We start from the raw sequence: 13,204 nt of genomic DNA on the forward strand, positions 1-13,204 counted from the left end.
TTAATTTGGTCGGGACGGAGTGATTCGAACACTCGACCCCTTGCACCCCATGCAGGGGGCCATTCCAGCCTAAGTCATTGATTTTCATGGTAACATCCACCTCAGCAGCCCCGCAAATTTCGCCGCTTTCTGTGCTTATGCAAACGATGGAGTGCGGCCTCCAGCGGGGGTTTTGATTGCCCTGCTGCCCCCCTCCGGCGTTCTGCCGACACCCAATCCCCTACCGCTTTCCCTGCAGCCAACTGATCTGGCTGCGCAGCCGGTCTGCGTCCATCTTCTCGTCCACGGCCATCGATCGAGCTGCGGCTAGCTCCTTGCGGAGGTTTGCGCTCTCCCGCTGGCTGATGTCCACGGCAAGCAGCAGCTGGTGATACTTTTCGTCGATTGGCTGGAGGGATGGCGCCGGAGCCCCTTCACCACCGCCGGCCATCCATTTCTGAACGCCTAGCTGCTTCAGCCCCCTGACGATCTTGACCTCGGTCCACAGCTGATCGCGCTCGGCCAGCACCGTCAGTAGGTTCTGGCGAAGCCGCCCCATGATCCCGCGCATGATCTCGATCTCCTCGACGTAGAGGTCGCGCTGGTTCCTGATCATCTCCAGGCAGTCCGGGTCGAAGTCATCACCCCCGAAGCTGCCGAACTCGTCGACTTGTTCCATGGCATAGCCCGATACTGGCTTTCCATACAGTAGTCAGGCCGGGCTAGGCCAGCAAGCTTGACAGCGACGAACGGCAGTCACTGGCAGCTGGCCACTCCGGCCACCAGTTCGCGCTCGTAGCCGATCCGCTGCCGACGCTCCGCCAGCAGCGCCCGGACCTTCACCTCCAGGCTGTCCTCCTTGCGCAGCCCCGCCGCCGCCCAGGCCGGTACCGCCGGCGACTTCACCCGGCACGGTACCGGCACCGGCACCTCTACGCGCACCACGCGCGGCTCAGGCTCGGCAGCGGGATGGCCAGCGCACCCCGCCAGCGCGATGACCATTCCCGCGATGATCCATCTCATAGGCCCAGCTCCTTGTCGATGATCGCGGCAGCGGCCGCCGCTGGGTCGCCGCCGGTGCGCTCTTGCTGCAGGCGGTTGGCTGCCTGGTAATCCTCGCCGGCGGCCTTGGCTGCCTTCTGCTGGATCGGCTCGGCCTCCTTGGCGCGCTTCTCGGCGGCCAGGCGGAGATCGGCCAGCGCCTGGTTCTGCTGCCCGACCTGCCCTTCCAGCGTGCTGCTGGTGGTGCGGCAGGACGCCAGGGTGCTGGCAGCGTCCGTCACCTTGTCCTGCAGCTTCTTGACGACCGGTCGGTAGTGATCGGCGGTGAGCCAGTAGGCGACGCCGGCACCGGCCAGGGCGCCCAAGGCGAGCAACACGACTGCGGCGACCGCGAGCACGGCCGTCCTGTACTGCTCGAAGAGCGCGTTCACGCCAGCACTCCACCGGCACGCTGGTACGCAGCAACCAGGGTCTCCAGGCGGTGCTCAGGCTGGCCATAGCCGGCGCCCGGCAGGCTGGCCCACAGGTTGCTCACCTTCCCAACGGCCACCTCGAACCTGCCGGCGATGATGTCTGGCAGCGCCCGGCGCTCCTTGATCAGCTGGATGGCCCAGCGGTCCTGGGCGACCGGACCGAAGCTGGTCAGGCGCAGCAGGTCGCGATAGTGAGCCCAGTCCTTCAGCATGAACTGATAGCGGCCAGCGGCGTTGCTGGTCAGGCCCTTGCTGTTGATGACCTTCGACTTCCGACCGTTGGCGAACGGATGGGTCGAGTAGTCGGTGAAGATCTCGGGGATGCCGTCCCGTCCGGTAACGATAACGTCGTAGCCATCGTCGCGGGTGGCTTGGCTGGTGGATGTCCCTTCCGAGCGCGCCAGCATGTCCAGGAAGGCGAGCACGTTCCTGCCGCCAGCGGCAGCCTCGTCAATTCGAGCCATGGTTTTCTCCAGGCGAAAAAAAGCCCGCGCTCGGCGGGCTGGTTGTCCTCATGATCGTGAGGAATCGGTGAGGCGGTTGGGGTCAGGCGGTGCGATTCCGCGCGACCGTGAGGATTTCAGCCGGCGCCGTAGTGGCTCGCGCCACCGATCCGGACGCCGCCCCACATCAGCCAGGCGCGCCAGCGAGCAATGCCGCTTGATCGCAGGGCGTTAAAAAAGACCTGGTCGGCCTGCCGGCGCGGTAGCAGCGCGCCGCGATACAGCCAGTCGTGCAGGACCGCCGCGGCATGGCCATAGGCGCCGACCAGCTCGAACACCACCGGTAGGCGCGGCACGCTGGCGAAGTCGGTCTCAAAGTCCATCGGCACCGTCAGCAGGCCATGCTCGGGGTCCAGATACGAAAATGGCGCCAGGAGGCGCCATGTCTTGCGGTCGGTCTGCAATTCGGCCTGCAGCGGCTCCGGGAATCGGTTCATGCCGTGGCCTGGTCGGGCAGTGCTGGAAGTTCAGCCAGAAAGGCCTCCAGAGCCGGGATCTCGCGCTCGCCCGCCTTGACCTTGGCCAGCTCTTGATAGGCGTAGGCCCAGACCAGCGAGCGCCAAGCCCGGAAGGCCTTGCCATCCTCTTGGAACTTGGGCACCGCCGGCTCTTCGGCGTAGCTCACCGCCGTTGCGATGGAGTCATAACCGCGCGCCTTCGCTGCAGTATCCAGGTGTCCTTGGATGGCCAATTCAAAAGTGCCGGTTAATGAAGCCTGCGCCTGTTCCTGCTTCTGCTCAGCGGTGATCAGCTTCGAATAGTCGATGCTCATGTTGGCAGCTCCAAATTGCCGTCAGCAGGGCTGATCATATCGAGTGGGTGCATCGCCGCCTCCGAGGCATCAGGGCCTAGCGGCAAGATCAGCGGCACGATCAGCTCGCCGCCTACCCGGGTCACGTCGCCGGCAATCCAAGGGCAGCTGATAGCTGCGGCTGGGAGCGTGGCCCCTTCGGTCACGGGACGGAAATCAAAGCGTTCGCCATTGATAGTCAGCACGTCGCTGCGCTTGCTCACCTTCAAGGTGTCATCCCGCCGCTGCGGGGAAAGCTTGATGATCATTTCCATCTCCCAATGGCCATGCCGGTTACCGTCTGGGTCGACCCCAGGGATGCAGGATAGATACAGCGAAACAGCGCATTGGCATTTTGGTTCGGGCCGGTACCGCCCAGGGCCCAGACCGATTCAGCGCTGTTCTGCGGGATGATGATGGGCTGCTCGCCGACGAAGAGCGCCGGAAAGGTCCAGGTCGCCGCGGAAGGCGAGATGAACAGCGCGCCGAAGGCCTGGGTCGGGCCGACCACGTTGAAGATGTGTTTGCACAGCTGCAGGCCGTTGACGAAGCGCCAGCATTGGCCGTTGGCATTGGCGATGTACTCGGTGATATCGCCATTCCCCACAGAGCCCAGCGCAGCCACGAGCGCAGCCGAGCCCAGCCCCAGGGTCGCGCGCATCGTCTGCACGTCCGCATCATCCAACAGAGCCCGCGCCGCTGCGGTCAGCGTGGTGAATGCAGGGTTACCAGATCCATCGAAGTAGCCAAGCCGGTTGGCCGCCGGCTGATAGAGGCGATAGAGCTCCTCGAAATTGCCGTTGGCCTTTTCGAAAGCGGTCTTTCCCGGATCGCCTCGGTACGTCCCGTGATCCGTGGTGGTGTCGATTACTTGCCGGGTCATGCTCACGCCTCGTGGCTGGGGACCGCATAGATGAACGGCCAGTTGAAGTAGGGATCGTTACCCGACGGCGAGCCGAGAACGTCGTAGTTCTGGTAGTACTGCGCCATCGTGGTGTTGGCGCGGAAATAGCCGTAGCTGGCCACGTTCCCCTGCCCCGCTCCATCGAGCAGATAGCCGGTGAAGTTGGAGATCAGGATGTAGCTGTTGGCGCTAACCGAGAACGTGTCGGTCGTGGTCCAGTACCAGGTGCGGTTGTAGCCGCTCTGGTTGATTGGCCCATCGCGCCGGTAGGTGCGGGTGGCGTACTGGAACACCATCTGCGGATAGCCCGCGTCCAGGATCAAGCCGCCTTGGGCGTCCCACATCTGCACGCCCCAGGCCCCCGAGCTGCGCGGCGGCATGAAGACGGCCACGCAGTAGGTGTAGGTCTCAGTGGTGCCGACGATGTCCGGGCTGATGGTCATGCCGGTCCAGTTGCCCGGGCTGCCCAACTGCCGGAAGTTGCCGCAGCCGTAGCCGTTAGCGTTGAGCTTCTGGAAGACCATCGGCGGCTGCTGGCTGGTGATGGCCTGCGGCCAGTTCACCTGCAGCGGTTTGTTGGTGTTCGCCGCCACCACGTATTGCGCGGAAAAAATCCAGTGGAGCAGCGAGTTCTGGCCGTCGATCACCAGGGCGTTCTGCTCATTGAACAGCTGAATGGCGTAGCTCATCCGAAGGACACCGCCAAGATCAATGCCGACTGGTTGCCGGTCATGTTGAGGGTTACGCGCCGACCGTCGATCCGATAGGCAGGGATGCCATACCCCGCCTTGTCTTCCTGGACCCAGATCATGAAGCGCGATCCCAGGTCGCCAGGCACGTCGTAGGTCATGGTCGTGAAGTTACCGGTAGGGTTGGTGACGACGCCCCGGTGGATGATCCGAAGGGCGAAGCGGGCGCGGTCCAAGATCCGGCGCCCATTCGCATCGTTGATGATGAAGTCGTAAGCGGCCATCAGAATGGCTTCCCGATCAGCAAGCGCAGCCGGTTGTTCTCGTCGTACATCACCAGGCGAACATTGGTGATGTTCAGTCGCCCTTCTCCGGCGATCGATCCGTTGATCTCGAACGAGCCGCCCTTGTCCAGCCGCCACCCTGTCTGCCCGGCCACATAGTCGTTCGACTGGATGGTCTGGCCGATCTTGGCGTTGGTGATGGTGCCGTCGCCGATGATGGCGGTGTTTATGATCGTCTGGCCGTTCTGGATCAAGAATGGCGATGTGACCGTGCTGCCATCGGTGTTGAGCACCGCGAAGCGCGAGGCCATCACCAGGAACTGGCTGGTGACATCGCCGCCCGAGTAGTCGACGCCCAAGGCGATGCCGGCGGCGTAGCGTGTGCCGTTGGCCGTGATCTCGGTCTTGATCGAGTACGACGAAGAGATCTTCGTGGCCAGGCCATTGATCGAGTTTCCGAGCGTATTGCCCTGCTGCACGATCGCCTGCTGCGTCACCTGAACGGCTGCTGCGTTGTCGCCTACTGCCGCGGTCAGGGTGTCGGTCCGGCGGGCCTGGGCCAGGTTCTCGTCCGCTGCCACCGACTGCACGGTGATCGTGCCGGCGTAGACGTTGGTATCGCCTGCGCCCCAGGTGGTATCGCCGGCGCCCTGCGGCGTGATGCTGGCCACCAGGCCGGTGACGCTATCGGCCTGCGCCTTCACCCTGCCGTCGAGGTCGGTGATGCTTTGGGTGTTCTTGTTGACCTGGGCCGCAACGGCGCCAGCCTGGGCGATGCCCGCTCCAGCATCCAGCCAGTTCGAGCCGGGCGGTGTCTCGTTGCCATCGGTGTCGCTGTTCCAGGCATAGAGGCGGCCGTCGGTGTAGACGACCGTCTGGCCCTTCGTGTAGGTGGCGTCGGCCTTCCATACCAGCGGCACCAGGGTTTCAGCGGCGCCGATCGGCGCGAGCAGATCCTGGCCCAGCTGGCTCTTTGTGATCTTGCCGGTAAGGCCATCGAGGATCGCACCGACGTCCTGGCTGGTCGCCGCGTTGACCTTCAGGAAAGCGCTCACCCCGTATGCGTTGCGGGTCCGGATGAAGTAGTAGTAGTTCGAATAGAAGGCCAGGCCGGTGTGGGTGAAGCTAAGGCCCTGAGCCAGGTACTCGGCCTTGTCGGCGGTCGCCTTCGGGTCGGTGGTGAACCAGTACTCGTAGGTGCCGCCGTTGAGGCCGTGCAGCGGGTTGCTTGGCACCAGGGTGATAGCGTCGATGTTGGCATAGACCGCGACCTTCTCCGGGATCGGCGGGCCGTCGATGCTGACGGTGATGGTCACCTCGCCCGAGCGCGCCAGAGGGCCCACCGCGGCCACGCTCATGGTGTAGTTGCCGGACGGCAGGTCGTTGAACGAGATCTGCAGCGAGTCGGCCGCCAGGGTCTTGGACTGCAACGCCTTGGCGCCCTGGCGCACGGTGACCACGTAGCCCTGCACGCTGCCCTGGGTAGGCGCCACCCACGACAGCACACCCTGGCTGACCTCAGCCTCATCGGCCGGCGTCCAGGTCAGGTTGGTGGGCGTGCCGATGCCGCCGGTGGGCAGGCTGATGAAGCCGATCGGGTTATAGGGCTGGCCCACGGCATCGCCGAACATCTCAGCGTCGTACTGCGAGACGTTGACCGTGCAGCCGCCGGTGGCGGTCATGGTCCAGTCCTGGACGATGAACTCGCCATCTATGTTCAGGCTGGGCAGGTTGACGCGCACCACGCGGCCGGGCCGGCAGTTGTAGCCGTTGAAGTTGAGCGGGATCGACAGCGTGCCCCCGGCCCGGCGCCGGCGCAGCTCCATGTTGGCCAGGCGCTGGGCCTGGTACGGGTCGGTGATGTAGCTGAAGGACAGGGTCTCGGCCGCTTCGCCGCCGTCCTCGGCCACCCACTCGGCAATGCGGACCTCGGGATAGTCGGTGTCCGCCCAGGCCTGGGCCGGGTCCATGAACGTGCCGCGGATGATGTTGATCGCCGAGTCGTTGCTGACTTCGGTGGATCCGCTGACGGTACCGATCACCATGTCCTCGGTGATCGTGAAGTCGTAGGGACCGTAGTAAGCGCCGACCTGCAGCGACCACTTGCCGCCCACGCGCACCAGCTGGCCGCCGCACGCCTGCTCGAGCTTCTGCAGGACCTGCGTGCGCTGCTCGTCGGCGCCGATGGCGCAGGAGGTCACGTAGCGCGGGCTGGCGGTGCCGTCCGCGTTGCTCACCACCTCCTCGGAGACGTTGGCGCCATCCGCGAAGGTCTGGAACACGATCTCGTCGTCCGGCACGTTGCAGCGGTTGCGCAGGAACCAGAGCAGGTGCAGCGCGGTGTTCTCGCTGTAGCCGGTGATGCCGTTGCGGGGGTCGTAGATGTCGGTCCGGCCGCGCACGATGAAGCGCACGTCCGGGATGCCCGACGGGAAGCGCTCGGCGCTGTAGCGCAGCGACAGGCGCACGAAGCTCAGGCCGCGGCCAATCTGGCTGTCTTTCCAGTCTGGGCAGTTGGCCAGCAGGAAGGCATTCGGCTGGTTCGGGTTGATCACCACCTCGTATTCGACGCTGTCGCCGTAGGCGTTGATGTCCTCCTCGCCCAGCAGGATCTGATCCACGCCGGCAATGGCACCCTCGGCCAGGACATAGACCAGGTGCAGCCACTCGCCGTCGCCCTCCGGCCCCTTCTGCTCTTGGGCCCAGGCCAGCAGACCGCCAGTGCTCACCCGGCCGAGCAGGTAGCGGCATGCAGCCTTGGAGCTGCGGACCGTCTGCGCGGAGGGCTCCTGCTGCTGCGCGGTATCCGTGTTGAGCTTGGCCTGCTGGTTGGCCGAATACAGGGCCAGGCCGGCACCGATGGCCGCGCCCCAGGGACCGCCGCTCATGAAGCCGACGACGGCACCGATGGCGACCTGGGCGACCTTGCTGACTCCCTGCGCCATTACTCGACTCTCCAGGCTGCCTGCGGCGTGCACTCGACACGCGCGACTCCGCCCTCACAGGCGGACCAGTATTCGTTTGCCCAACGCACGGCCACGCTGAGGCCGTTCGCCCCCTGGTAGGTCACCAGGTCGCCGCGTTGGATGAAGGCCGGGTTGATCCGGCTGAAATAGGCATCCAGCACACCCGCGACACTGCCGTGGCGCTTGACGATGGCCTTCTTGGCCCCGCGCTCGGTCTTGTACTTGCCCCGGTAGGCTTCTGCCGGGTCGACGCCGCACACCGCCACGGCGCAGTCGGCGGCGAAGGTGCAGCAGTCGAACTCGCCCCATGAAAAAGGCCGCTCGGAGGCGGCCTTGATCGTGTCGGAAAGCTTGAGGGTCCAGTCGGGATGTCGCATCGCGCTACTCGTAGGTGAAGGATGGCGCGTCCTTGCCGGAGCCCCAGTAGATCGGCCAGCTGGCGAGCTGGGCCACGGCGAAGAAGAAGCGGTCGCCCTCATGGCGGGCGCGGTGACTCTCGTCGGTCCAGCGCTCGGTGCCGGTGCGGCTCCACTCGGCCATGCGGTCGATCAGGGTAACGGTGATCTTGTTGCCGTCCTCGCTGTTGCCCCCGTAGGCGATCTGGGCGGCATCCATCCGGCCGGAGAACAGCACGTCGGCGGCGTAGTTGCCCGCCTCATCCATCACGATAAACAGCAGGCGCGCCGGGCGCCCGCGGCAGCCCTTGATCGTCGTGGAGCTGAGGATGGCGGTGTCGAGGCCGTTGAGTGTGAGCTCAATGCTCATCGGCGAGCTGCTGTTGCTGCTCTCCTGGCTCTGGCCCACCTCACCGAACTTGCCCACGCCCTGGTAGGTAATGCCGTCCACCACCAGATCGCCGAGGCCGGTGTGGGCGTAGACCATGCCGTCGACGAAGTCGAGCTGAGCGGCATAGACCGCGCGGAAGTTACCCCGCGCGATAATGTCCACCACCGCCTGGCTGAAGGGGAAGCTGGTCGCCATCAGAAGGCCTCGCGGAACTGCAGGCTCAGGCTGGCCACCATGGGCTGCACGCTGGAGCTGTTGGTGTTGTCGACCCGCCGCATCTCCGAATAGGGGGTGCGGTACTCCACAGCGGCGCCGGCGGCCAGCGTCTTGCGGATCGGCTTGTTGACGTTGATCGTGGCCTTGCCGGCAGAGTCGCTGGTGGCGTCCTGCACCACTTCGAACATCTCGCCGGCCACAGTCAGGTAGTCGCCCTGGCTGAAGACCTTCTTGCTAGGCGTCATGCCTTGCAGTTGCAGGAACGTAGCGAAGGCCGGGCCGGAAGTAACCACCGGGGCGCCGATGTCATCGGTGCGTAAGCGGTCCCAGGCCGGCACCCGGACGGTGCCGGTCATGCCGCGCAGCCGACCAAGCATAGCCGTCAGCAGCCGGTGGCGGTCCCGGGTCAGGCCTGAGAAGGAGAGCTGGCACTGCCAGTAGTCGCCCGGGTAGCCAACCACCTGCTGGGCGTTGGACAGCGTCGAGGTGAAGGCGCGGTTGTTGTAGACGCAGCCGAAGGTCATCTCGTTCGGCACGAGATCGGCGGGCCAATCGATAGCCATGGTTACTCCTGATTATCCCTTGCCGCGTATCAGCTGGCGAGCCGGGCCGTTGCGACTGAGGTCCTTCAGCACCAGCTGATAACCCTGTTGCGCACCTCTAGCTGTTGCCTGCTCGATCATCTGCACCGTTTCCGGGCTGACGTCGCCGTTGATGTGTAAGGTCTGGCTGAACCCGCCGACGCTGGTCGGGACAGACCCGGCCACGCCGGTTCCGCCGCCCGCGAGGGCTTTCACGCCCAGCGATCCGTCAGCCGTACGGGTCAGCGGCATGATGGCCTCCGGGCCAGCCTCGCCCATGAGCCCAAGGCCACCCGCATGCGCAAAGGCTGTCGGCGCCGAAACGACCTGGTTTGTAAAGGCCCCGCCATTGGCGAACATTTGCACGCCGCCAGACCAAGCCCCACCCATTGCCTGGGTCTTGCTGAACAGCGACATGAACGACTGGCCAGTTTCGCTATTTCTCGCAGCTGATATAGCCGCGACCAGCGCTTCGCGCGCCTGGATGCGGATGAGGTCGGTGATGATGGAGTCGGCCAGCCCTTTGAAGTCCAGTTTCCCGGTCTTCACGAAGTTCGTGAGGGCATCCTCAGCACCATTGAAAGCGTTTTGGAACAGGGATTTGGTCTGCGCCGCAACATTCGAGGCGCTTTCCTCATAGCTGGCGAATGCACTCTTCGCGCCGTTGGTCCAATCGGCGTTGAACTCATCCTGCTGCTTGTAGAAATCCTGCGTGGAGTCCAGCGATTTCCGGTGATAGGACTCGAGGTCAGCCAGCTCCTGCTGGTACTGGCGCTGGCTGATACCGCCATTGCCCTCTCCCAGCTCTGCCTTGCTGGTCAGCTCCCGCAGTTGCCGCTGGTACTGCTGCTGGCTTCGCAGCTGCTCGCGGATACGTTGCTGCTCCTTGTCGCTCAAGCCCATGCCGGCCAGCTGCTGGGCGTATCCGTCCTGCTCGGACTGCAGCTGATTGCTCAGGCTATTCCGATAGGCCGCGATCTTCGCGTCCTCTTGTTGAAGCTGGATGCGCTTCTCCAAGGCTGCGTTGGTCTGATACTCGGTGCGCAGCTTGTCCTGGGAGGCCAACAGGCTCTGCTGATCTGCCGTAAGCGTCTTCTTTTCCTTCAGGTCAGCAATCCGCTGTTCGAACTCCAGCAACTCGCGCTGCTTGGGCCCGATCTTCCCGGTGGTGTTGAGCTGCTCCTCTAGGGCGGCACCCTGCTGCTTGAGCGTCAGTAGCAGACGGGTGGCCTCGTCGTCGGTATAGGCCTTGGTCCGCGGGCTGCTCTTTTCCTTGTATTTCTCCTCGATACCAGCCCTGGCAGCTGCGTACTCGCGCTCGATGGCCGCTACATCCGGGCTGGTGCCGCGCAGGCGCGCAGCGCGCTCCCGATCCAGCTCGGCGATGGCGTTTTTCTTCTGGGCCTCTTTGTCCAGGCCTGCCAGGTACTTCTGGTGCATCGAGGTGCTGGCGGCGATCGCGGCGCGGTCATCCTCGGCGGCCAGACCCTGGGCCCGGGCGATAGAGTCCTGGGTGGCCTTCTGCTGCTTGAGGAAGTCCAGCTGGCCCTGTAGGGCAGCGCGTTGTGCATCCTGGGCGGCCTGATCACGACTCGCCTGCCGGCCGGTGACCGAACTGCGCGCCGGCAGCTCGTCCATCTGCTTCTGCAGCTTATCTATCTGCTGCGCCAGGGTATCCTCGCGCCCGATGTTGAGCATGGCGTCCCAGGCCTTCTTGGCACCGCTGGTGAGGCTGTTCCAGGCCGACTCCAGGGTTCCAAGGTTCGCCTTGATGTTCTTGGCGCGCTCCTGCAGGGCACTGGCATAGGTCGCCTCGGCCAGGTTGGCGGCGGCGGTCTTGTTACCCTGCTCCTCCAACGCCCGGATCTGGTCGTAGACTGCGGCGGTGAGGTAGTTGTACTGCTCGTTCAGCGCGGCCGAGGCTTTGGTCGGCTCGTCGGCCAGGCGCTTGAACTCGGCGACCGTCTCGGAAACAGCCTTTCCGGTAGCGGACTCCCATGCCACGGCGGCGACGGCCATGTCCTTGAATTGGTCGCTGGTCAATGACCCAGTTGCAACCAACTGCGATAGGGCATCAGCGGCGGCGCCGGTGGTGCCGGTCACGCCGCTGACTTCCTTGGCCAGGTCGGCCATCTGGCCAGTGTTCTTACCTGCCAGGTTGCCGTTCGAGATCAGGGAAACGCGGAAGGCATCCTGCTCGGCGCTGCCCTGCTTATAGGCGAGCGCTAGAGCCGCGGCTACGGCTGCCAACAGCGTGAAGGGGTTGATCATGCCGGTGATGTAGCCGCCCAGGGCGCGTGCCGCTGGGCCGATGCCGCCGAACATGTCCTTGAGCTGGCCGCCCTGCTGCAACAGCACCGTTAGCGGCTGCTGGCCGGCCTGCAGGCTCACCACGATGTCGGTGAACTGCGCCGGCACGCCACGCAGCGCGGCGGCCTGGGCCTTGGCGCTCATGGTGTACTTGTCGTTTGCCGAGGTGGCGGCCGTGAGGCCGTCGCGCATGGCGTTCAGCTTGCCCAGGTACTCGGCATAGTCGTCGGCAGGAAGGCGGTTGGCCTTGCGGTGGGCAGCCAGCTGCTGCTCCATCTTGTCCAGCTCACCCAGGCGCCCCACCACCGGATCGATCTTGCCCAGCAGCTTCTCCAGGTCGTTCTGCTGCTTGCTGGTCTCGGCCTTGAAGCGCTGCATGGAGCGCGAGGCACGGTCCATGCCCTGCTCGAAGCCGCCGGTCTTGGCGACCAGGTCAAGCGTCAAACTACCGAGGGAGCGGGTTGCCATGTTTTCTCCAGCCAATAAAAAACCCGCCGAAGCGGGTTATTTGGGATGCGAACTCAATACTTGAAGGGCGGCGGGTCGCCGAGCAGGGGCTGCGGCTTGTCCCACATGTCCCTGTAGCCGCGCACCTGATAGGAGTAGCCAGGCCTCAAGTCGAGCACCAGCCCGACCAGGCTCCCGCCAGCGCACATGGCGTTATTCTTGATGCTCAGCTGCGCCGGCCCTGGAGCGTGGTATAGCTTCACGCTCTGGCCCTGGCCGGTCTCCGCAGCAAGCTTGCCGTCGAGGTAGACCGACATTCCGGCGCCGAAGCAACTCGCTACCCCAGAATCTTGGGTGAAGACGATCCTGGCATCATCCGGGCCGGACTTCCTGGAGAACGCATAGATGTTCGACTGCGAGACTTGCTTGGCCGCATCGGGCGAAACTGGGCTGGTCTCGCAGCCTGTCAAAGCCAACATCAGAGCGGCACACACCACCATCTTGCGCATAGCGATAACGCCTCAAATCCATGTGAAGTGAGAAGCGTAGCACCAAATTTCGGTACTACTTCGCTACGCGTCGGCGACGATCAGTGCCATAGCTCCCGCGCACGCTCGACGGAGATGGTCGCCCAATCGTCTTGTTCCCGCGCCAGCGCTGCCTCGTATGGCATGAAGGCCTCCATCTCCACCTCGCCGCCATGGATGCGGCTCAGCACCGTGGCCAGCATGGCGAAGCCGTGCTCCAGGCGGTTTCCCAGGTTCAGGCTGCCGCGGCGGCGGATGTAGGCGTACCAGTCCATGGCCTCGGCGTAGGTCAGCCGCGCCTTCGCTTCGAGGATCGTGCGCCCGCCGATGCCGTGCAGCACAAGCTCGTGCCACATCTCATCGGCGGGGGTCAGTTTTTTGCGGAGGCTTTCCCGATGCCATTGACCTCGTGCACTGCGTTGAGCAGCGCGAAGGCTAGGTTGGGCTCGAGGTTCAAGGCGTCTTCGTAGGGGATCTGCTCGTCGCCCTGCTCGCCCAGCAGCACGCATTCGCTGATCAGCTTGGCATTGCGGCTGCGCTTGGCTAGGGCTGCTTCGTCCTCACCCTCGGCCGGCGCGTAGAGCTTCTCGATCACACCGAAGGACTGACGCTTCACTAGTACGGTGAACTCGTCGATCACGGGCTTCTTCTTCGAATCGAGCCGGCCGCGGTCCCACTGGATGGTCTTCTTCACCGGCGCCGCTTCGACAAAGGCGCCGGCGGCTTTCAGGTCATTCAGCTTCATGG

The 13,204-nt window shown here is 64.5% G+C and carries 18 protein-coding genes and 1 tRNA gene; all 19 read right to left on the bottom strand.

Going from position 1 to position 13,204, the window contains the following annotated elements:
- Window positions 1-6 precede the first annotated feature (6 nt).
- Window positions 7-113, bottom strand: a tRNA-Pro gene (locus tag GSQ95_RS20760).
- A 107-nt stretch (window positions 114-220) separates the two neighbouring features.
- Window positions 221-658 carry a hypothetical protein gene (locus GSQ95_RS20765; RefSeq protein ID WP_158891850.1) on the bottom strand — a complete coding sequence of 146 codons (438 nt, stop codon included), beginning with the start codon at window positions 656-658 and terminating at the stop codon, window positions 221-223.
- A 77-nt stretch (window positions 659-735) separates the two neighbouring features.
- On the bottom strand, window positions 736-1,002 hold the full coding sequence (locus GSQ95_RS20770; protein ID WP_158891852.1) for a hypothetical protein: 267 nt from the start codon (window positions 1,000-1,002) through the stop codon (window positions 736-738).
- Window positions 999-1,412: a hypothetical protein gene (locus GSQ95_RS20775; RefSeq protein ID WP_256664671.1), complete on the bottom strand. Its 414-nt coding sequence runs from the start codon at window positions 1,410-1,412 to the stop codon at window positions 999-1,001. The genes GSQ95_RS20770 and GSQ95_RS20775 overlap by 4 nt, the downstream gene beginning before the upstream one ends.
- Window positions 1,409-1,918, bottom strand: coding sequence for a glycoside hydrolase family protein (locus tag GSQ95_RS20780; RefSeq protein ID WP_158891854.1), 510 nt, complete (start codon window positions 1,916-1,918; stop codon window positions 1,409-1,411). The genes GSQ95_RS20775 and GSQ95_RS20780 overlap by 4 nt, the downstream gene beginning before the upstream one ends.
- A 116-nt stretch (window positions 1,919-2,034) precedes the next feature.
- Window positions 2,035-2,394, bottom strand: a complete 360-nt coding sequence (locus GSQ95_RS20785) for a DUF1353 domain-containing protein (protein ID WP_158891856.1) — start codon at window positions 2,392-2,394, stop codon at window positions 2,035-2,037.
- The gene (locus GSQ95_RS20790) at window positions 2,391-2,729 is read right to left on the bottom strand and encodes a hypothetical protein (protein WP_158891858.1); all 339 of its coding nucleotides are present in this window, start codon (window positions 2,727-2,729) and stop codon (window positions 2,391-2,393) included. Before GSQ95_RS20790 ends, GSQ95_RS20785 begins: the two co-directional genes overlap by 4 nt.
- The gene (locus GSQ95_RS20795; RefSeq protein ID WP_158891860.1) at window positions 2,726-3,016 is read right to left on the bottom strand and encodes a hypothetical protein; all 291 of its coding nucleotides are present in this window, start codon (window positions 3,014-3,016) and stop codon (window positions 2,726-2,728) included. The genes GSQ95_RS20790 and GSQ95_RS20795 overlap by 4 nt, the downstream gene beginning before the upstream one ends.
- Entirely contained in the window at window positions 3,013-3,630 is a 618-nt protein-coding gene (locus tag GSQ95_RS20800; protein WP_158891862.1) for a hypothetical protein, read from the bottom strand. Before GSQ95_RS20800 ends, GSQ95_RS20795 begins: the two co-directional genes overlap by 4 nt.
- Before the next feature lie 2 nt (window positions 3,631-3,632).
- Window positions 3,633-4,340: a hypothetical protein gene (locus GSQ95_RS20805; protein WP_158891864.1), complete on the bottom strand. Its 708-nt coding sequence runs from the start codon at window positions 4,338-4,340 to the stop codon at window positions 3,633-3,635.
- A complete protein-coding gene (locus GSQ95_RS20810; protein ID WP_158891866.1) occupies window positions 4,337-4,624 on the bottom strand; it encodes a hypothetical protein in 288 nt (95 codons plus the stop codon). Before GSQ95_RS20810 ends, GSQ95_RS20805 begins: the two co-directional genes overlap by 4 nt.
- Window positions 4,624-7,569, bottom strand: a complete 2,946-nt coding sequence (locus GSQ95_RS20815; protein ID WP_158891999.1) for a DUF1983 domain-containing protein — start codon at window positions 7,567-7,569, stop codon at window positions 4,624-4,626. Before GSQ95_RS20815 ends, GSQ95_RS20810 begins: the two co-directional genes overlap by 1 nt.
- The gene (locus GSQ95_RS20820; protein WP_158891868.1) at window positions 7,569-7,967 is read right to left on the bottom strand and encodes a hypothetical protein; all 399 of its coding nucleotides are present in this window, start codon (window positions 7,965-7,967) and stop codon (window positions 7,569-7,571) included. Before GSQ95_RS20820 ends, GSQ95_RS20815 begins: the two co-directional genes overlap by 1 nt.
- 4 nt (window positions 7,968-7,971) lie before the next feature.
- A complete protein-coding gene (locus GSQ95_RS20825; protein ID WP_158891870.1) occupies window positions 7,972-8,571 on the bottom strand; it encodes a hypothetical protein in 600 nt (199 codons plus the stop codon).
- Window positions 8,571-9,155: a hypothetical protein gene (locus GSQ95_RS20830; RefSeq protein WP_158891872.1), complete on the bottom strand. Its 585-nt coding sequence runs from the start codon at window positions 9,153-9,155 to the stop codon at window positions 8,571-8,573. The genes GSQ95_RS20825 and GSQ95_RS20830 overlap by 1 nt, the downstream gene beginning before the upstream one ends.
- A gap of 12 nt (window positions 9,156-9,167) precedes the next feature.
- Window positions 9,168-11,951 carry a phage tail tape measure protein gene (locus tag GSQ95_RS20835; protein WP_158891874.1) on the bottom strand — a complete coding sequence of 928 codons (2,784 nt, stop codon included), beginning with the start codon at window positions 11,949-11,951 and terminating at the stop codon, window positions 9,168-9,170.
- Window positions 11,952-12,004: 53 nt separating this feature from the next.
- Window positions 12,005-12,439 carry a hypothetical protein gene (locus tag GSQ95_RS20840; protein WP_158891876.1) on the bottom strand — a complete coding sequence of 145 codons (435 nt, stop codon included), beginning with the start codon at window positions 12,437-12,439 and terminating at the stop codon, window positions 12,005-12,007.
- A gap of 80 nt (window positions 12,440-12,519) precedes the next feature.
- Complete coding sequence (locus GSQ95_RS20845; RefSeq protein WP_256664672.1) at window positions 12,520-12,813, bottom strand: hypothetical protein; 294 nt, start codon at window positions 12,811-12,813, stop codon at window positions 12,520-12,522.
- A 14-nt stretch (window positions 12,814-12,827) separates the two neighbouring features.
- Window positions 12,828-13,202, bottom strand: a complete 375-nt coding sequence (locus tag GSQ95_RS20850; RefSeq protein ID WP_158891878.1) for a phage tail assembly chaperone family protein, TAC — start codon at window positions 13,200-13,202, stop codon at window positions 12,828-12,830.
- Between the last annotated feature and the right edge of the window lie 2 nt (window positions 13,203-13,204).

The organism is Pseudomonas sp. BAV 4579, from assembly GCF_009765395.1.
GTDB lineage: Bacteria > Pseudomonadota > Gammaproteobacteria > Pseudomonadales > Pseudomonadaceae > Chryseomonas > Chryseomonas aestiva.

Excerpts from the sequence above, each read along its gene's own strand:
- GSQ95_RS20765 (WP_158891850.1), bottom strand. The coding sequence starts at position 658 with ATGGAACAAGTCGACGAGTTCGGCAGCTTCGGGGGTGATGACTTCGAC.
- GSQ95_RS20770 (WP_158891852.1), bottom strand. The coding sequence starts at position 1,002 with ATGAGATGGATCATCGCGGGAATGGTCATCGCGCTGGCGGGGTGCGCT.
- GSQ95_RS20780 (WP_158891854.1), bottom strand. The coding sequence starts at position 1,918 with ATGGCTCGAATTGACGAGGCTGCCGCTGGCGGCAGGAACGTGCTCGCC.
- GSQ95_RS20785 (WP_158891856.1), bottom strand. The coding sequence starts at position 2,394 with ATGAACCGATTCCCGGAGCCGCTGCAGGCCGAATTGCAGACCGACCGC.
- GSQ95_RS20790 (WP_158891858.1), bottom strand. The coding sequence starts at position 2,729 with ATGAGCATCGACTATTCGAAGCTGATCACCGCTGAGCAGAAGCAGGAA.
- GSQ95_RS20795 (WP_158891860.1), bottom strand. The coding sequence starts at position 3,016 with ATGATCATCAAGCTTTCCCCGCAGCGGCGGGATGACACCTTGAAGGTG.
- GSQ95_RS20800 (WP_158891862.1), bottom strand. The coding sequence starts at position 3,630 with ATGACCCGGCAAGTAATCGACACCACCACGGATCACGGGACGTACCGA.
- GSQ95_RS20805 (WP_158891864.1), bottom strand. The coding sequence starts at position 4,340 with ATGAGCTACGCCATTCAGCTGTTCAATGAGCAGAACGCCCTGGTGATC.
- GSQ95_RS20810 (WP_158891866.1), bottom strand. The coding sequence starts at position 4,624 with ATGGCCGCTTACGACTTCATCATCAACGATGCGAATGGGCGCCGGATC.
- GSQ95_RS20815 (WP_158891999.1), bottom strand. The coding sequence starts at position 7,569 with ATGGCGCAGGGAGTCAGCAAGGTCGCCCAGGTCGCCATCGGTGCCGTC.
- GSQ95_RS20820 (WP_158891868.1), bottom strand. The coding sequence starts at position 7,967 with ATGCGACATCCCGACTGGACCCTCAAGCTTTCCGACACGATCAAGGCC.
- GSQ95_RS20825 (WP_158891870.1), bottom strand. The coding sequence starts at position 8,571 with ATGGCGACCAGCTTCCCCTTCAGCCAGGCGGTGGTGGACATTATCGCG.
- GSQ95_RS20830 (WP_158891872.1), bottom strand. The coding sequence starts at position 9,155 with ATGGCTATCGATTGGCCCGCCGATCTCGTGCCGAACGAGATGACCTTC.
- GSQ95_RS20835 (WP_158891874.1), bottom strand. The coding sequence starts at position 11,951 with ATGGCAACCCGCTCCCTCGGTAGTTTGACGCTTGACCTGGTCGCCAAG.
- GSQ95_RS20840 (WP_158891876.1), bottom strand. The coding sequence starts at position 12,439 with ATGCGCAAGATGGTGGTGTGTGCCGCTCTGATGTTGGCTTTGACAGGC.
- GSQ95_RS20845 (WP_256664672.1), bottom strand. The coding sequence starts at position 12,813 with ATGTGGCACGAGCTTGTGCTGCACGGCATCGGCGGGCGCACGATCCTC.
- GSQ95_RS20850 (WP_158891878.1), bottom strand. The coding sequence starts at position 13,202 with ATGAAGCTGAATGACCTGAAAGCCGCCGGCGCCTTTGTCGAAGCGGCG.